Annotated in this window: 3 protein-coding genes; 1 reads left to right on the forward strand and 2 read right to left on the reverse strand. The window is 65.0% G+C overall.

Going from position 1 to position 4416, the window contains the following annotated elements:
- Positions 1 to 167: 167 nt before the first annotated feature.
- The gene (locus tag VGS97_RS13300; protein WP_326853728.1) at positions 168 to 332 is read right to left on the reverse strand and encodes a hypothetical protein; all 165 of its coding nucleotides are present in this window, start codon (positions 330 to 332) and stop codon (positions 168 to 170) included.
- A gap of 300 nt (positions 333 to 632) precedes the next feature.
- Between VGS97_RS13300 and VGS97_RS13305 the strand changes: the two genes are divergently transcribed.
- Complete coding sequence (locus tag VGS97_RS13305) at positions 633 to 1745, forward strand: IS701 family transposase (protein ID WP_422653157.1); 1113 nt, start codon at positions 633 to 635, stop codon at positions 1743 to 1745.
- A gap of 371 nt (positions 1746 to 2116) precedes the next feature.
- Here VGS97_RS13305 and VGS97_RS13310 read toward each other — a convergent pair whose 3' ends face one another.
- Positions 2117 to 3649: a DUF7405 family protein gene (locus tag VGS97_RS13310; protein WP_326853729.1), complete on the reverse strand. Its 1533-nt coding sequence runs from the start codon at positions 3647 to 3649 to the stop codon at positions 2117 to 2119.
- Between the last annotated feature and the right edge of the window lie 767 nt (positions 3650 to 4416).

Genomic DNA, 4416 nt, shown 5'->3' on the forward strand with positions numbered 1-4416 from the left:
TGCCGGTCAGACAGGCCTGTGAGAGCATCGAGGCGCACGGCCCCTCCTTGATCAAGTTCTGTGAGAAGACTCGATTCAAGAACAGGGGCCGTCGTGCTGTCCAGGCCTTCCCCGCAACTCACAGCCTGTGAATTACTTCCGTTGACCAGCACGAACGCGAATGAGGCTTATGAATAGGCCTCCAGTACTGTGGCCCCGCCAACGATGAGAAATATGCCGAACTTTTGAGCACCACCCCTGTTTGACAAGGCGATCGTTATTCCGACACCAACGAGCGCTATCCCCAGGGGTAAGCTCTTGCCCAGCTTTTTGTTTATTTCTTCCCACGCCATGGGGTTGAGGCTATGGGTGCGCTCGGCGCGCATATCAGAGGTCGATGAAGCATACGCAGCGATCGGCTGGAGGGCTCACCTCCAGCTTCATCGAACTGTGATGCGACAGCGACCCGAACGATGAATACAAGGCCTAGTACGGCAGTCTCAGTTTGTGATCTGACATGTGGTGTCGCAGTGTTCGGATGAGACGGCCAGGCACGCGAGCGGCCACTGAGTGATTCTTCGGTGTTTGTGAAGACAACTGAAGAGGACGCAGTGGCCATGGGCCACAGCGTAGAGCAGGCCGGGTGGTGACCGTTGTTCGACCAGTTCACCGGCCGGATCGCGGGGCGGTTCGGGCGGGCGGAGCCGCGGCGTACGGCCAGGTTGTTCCTGCTCGGGCTGCTGTCCGGCGTCGAGCGTAAGAACTGCTGGAATCTGGCCGAGCACGCTGGTCTGCGTGACCCGCAGCCGATGCAACGGCTGCTGCGCGAGGCGATGTGGGACGCCGATGCGGTGCGCGATGACGTGCGGGACCTGGTGATCGAGCACCTGGGCACACGCGGGGCGGTATTGGTGGTGGACGAGACCGGGTTCCTGAAAAAGGGTGAACGCTCGGTCGCTGTGCAGCGTCAGTACACCGGCACCACGGGACGGATTGAGAATGCGCAGGTCGCGGTGTTCCTCGTGTATGCCTCGGCGAAGGGCCGGGCGTTGATTGACCGACGCATCTACCTGCCTGCCTCCTGGTGCGAGCAGCCCAGGCGGTGTCAAGCGGCCGGGGTACCCGAGCAGATGCAGTTCGCGACCAAACCCCGTTTGGCCTTGGAGATGATCGAGCAGACGCTCGCCACCGGCGTGCCCGCCGCGTTCGTCGCAGGCGATGAGGTCTACGGAAACGACCCCGCGCTGCGCAAGGGGATCGAGGCGATGGGCCTGGGCTACGTGCTCGCGGTGGCCTGCGACCACCGCGTCACGGTACACGGCGGGATCCGCCGGCGCCTCGACCAGATCGCCGCCAAGCTGCCGCCAGGCGCGTGGCAGCGCTACAGCGCAGGTCGTGGTTCGAAAGGCCCGCGCTATTACCACTGGGCCTGGATCGATGCCGAAACCAATGCAGGTGTCGGCCGCAGCGTGCTGATTCGGCGCAACAACGCCACCAGCGAGCCGGCGTTCTACCGCTGCTACGCGCCGCGGCCGACAACCCTGCCCGCCCTGGTCAAGGTCGCGGGCACCCGGTGGGTGGTGGAAGAATGCTTCCAAACCGCGAAAGGGCAGGTCGGGCTCGACCACTACCAGGTACGCGGATGGACGCCCTGGCACCGGCACATCACCCTGGCCATGCTCGCCCTGGCATTCCTGGCCATCACCGCCGCCCGCCACACCCCACCGCGCACGAGATCGCCCACGGGCGAGCCCCGCTGCGGCTGACCGTGCCCGAGATCCGACGGCTGTTCACCAGCCTGGCCCACAACCCCGACCGCCCACGCGACCACCTCCTGCGCTGGTCAGCCTGGCGCACCCGACATCAAACCCGGGCACAAGCAGCCCACTACCGCCGCCGCATCGGCATCACGCCGAAACCACACATCACAAACTGAGGCTGCCGTACCGCCCGCTCGGCAGGCGAGTGCGGATGCTGATCCCGGAACACGAGAGCGCCCCCTGGATCTCGGATGATCACGATTTTCCAGGAGGCGCTCCAACGCAAACCCCTACTCCCGCTCGGCGAACACGCCTGCCGATGGCATCACACCCCAAAGTTGCCACTCACGCCGAAGGTATTCGGCATGCACACGTTTTCAGGTGAGTTCGACCAGGGGGAATATGCGGTGTCTGCGCGGCGGCACGAGGAAGTTCTGGCGACGGGTGGCGGTGATGAAGCGTTCGAGTCCGTTGTCCGACGGCGCGACGTTGTTCTGGGCGGCGAGGTCGAGCGAGGCCTGATTCGATCGCATGGTGCGGAAGAAGTCGGCGCTCGGCGCGAACATGGTGAATTGCAGCTTCGGCTGGTTGCTGCCGTCGGGCACGTCCATGCTGTCGAAGCCGGGACCGTCCATCCTGATGTGGATCGGCGTGCCGTCGGAGGCGCGCGAGGAGCGTTGCAGGCCCGAAAGGTGGCCTATCCGGTGCTGTGGCAGGCCGGTCGTCGGGTCGATCGGGGTGCCGATGCCGCGAGCGCTGGCCAGCGCGTCGCCGGTGCCCTGGAAGGTGTTGTCGAGGAACGAAGGACCGCCGCCGTCGGTGAACTGGTCGGAGTTGCCGAGGGAGGGCGGCGGCGTGGAGCGGAACATGTACTGCACGCGTTCGGTGAAGGTGCCGTCGCTGCCGGGGGTGGAGGTCGGCGTGGCCATGTCGAAGAACTGGAGCATGTCGAGGATGTCGTGCGCGAGGTGCTGCACCGAGCCGTTGTCGAAGTAGTTCCCGGGCACGGCGGTGGTCAGCCGGGCCGAGGCGTTGCCCGCGCACGTGGTGATCGCCGCCGGTCCGCTGCCGCTCTGCTGCTGGTCGGTGAAACCCATCCACATCGGCGACTGGGAGTTGATGAAGTTGGCGAACGGCAGCTTGTTGCTGGTCGCGACGTTCTTGGGCAGCCCCATCTGTTGGAACATCGCCCGGCTTGAGGTGAAGGTGAGCAGCCCGCTCAGGTCCACCGACGCGATCGACTTCCCGGCCAGGTGGTCGCTCCCTCCGAGCCAACTGACGACGTCGGCGACGGACGCCGGGTTGTCGCCCCGGATGGTGATCAGGATGTCATTCGACTCGATCCGTACCGGCACGTTGTACCGCAGCTTCGTGATGCCAGGGTTCTGGCTTGAGACGTCGGTCGGGCCTGGGACCGCTTCTTCGAGCACGTATCGGCTGTTGTCCGACAACAGGCGCGGCATGTGCGCGGAGACGAGGGAGCCGGTCAGGCCGCCGGGCAGCCGACGGAAGTAGGGCAGTCCGTAGGAGACGAAGGTGAAGATGCCCGAGGCGGTGAACGGGTAGTTCGCGTCGATCGTCTCAAGCGCCAGCCCGAGCGCCGCCTGGTCGGCCTTGGTCGGCGTGCGCAGCAGTTGGGCGGTGAGGAACGTGGTGTGGACGGGACCGAAGCGCACCAACACGCCGTCGACCGTCTGCGCCGGGGCGATGTAATTGGCGATGTCGAACTGGATGTCGGGCAGGGACGACGCGGCGTCGCCGATTCCGGTGAGCGGTTCGCGCACCGGGACGTACCCGCCGCGACCCGCGAGTTCGAGGGTCGCGAGCGCCGCGGCCAAGGCACCGGCGCCCTTCAGGACTGTGCGCCTGTCGGTCAGGTGGTTGTCATGCTCTTCTCGTGATATGGGCATGGATTGAGTCCAGCTTCTCGAATGTTACCCCGGCGCACGGTCGTGCTCTCGGTCATGGCGGCGTCAGCCGTCACGGTCTTCGTCGTCGCAGCCTTGGTCGTCGCGGCTTGATCATGGTCCTGAGAGCAGCGCCGGAGTCACTCATCCCGACTCTGCTCCCCTTCGGGCACGGCTCAGTACGCCCGCACCGAGTCGTGCAGATCTCCGTTTCAGAACATGTAAGAACTCTGCGCGGAACGTAGCGTTGCGGTACAAGTCGCGCAAGAGGTCGATGTACAAGCCGGTCCGATCGGCGCCCACCGGACCCCATGTTCATCAGAACATTGTTGTAAGCTGTCGAGCAATATTGCAACCAGGCAGCGAACCATACGCTTCGGCGTGTTCTCCGGCCCACAGCTACCGTCACGTGTCGACATATCTGCCGCGCACGCTTCCATCTCTTCACCCGCGGCGAGTACACGCGAATCTTGATGAAGGACGAAGGAGAAGCACCAAGCCTCCTGTACACACCACCTCTGGCGCTCTTTGCCGCGCGGCCATTCGCAGGCGTACTCATCTAGACCGGTGACGTGGACAAAGCTCCCTTGGGCAGGTTCCAGCAGTCCCTGCCGCAGGCATCCCCAATCCAACGCCCCGCCCCTCGCAGGCATGGCTTCCGGGCGACTCGGCGACGCGCTAACGTCACGTCAGCACTTGCGAGGGTGCGCCGCCGGGCCGTGGGAGGACGCCTTGTCTCTGCTCGCTCAGTTCGCCGCCGCCGTCGCGGA

The sequence above is a fragment of the Actinocrinis sp. genome, from assembly GCF_035946395.1.
Taxonomy (GTDB): Bacteria; Actinomycetota; Actinomycetes; order Streptomycetales; family Catenulisporaceae; genus Actinocrinis.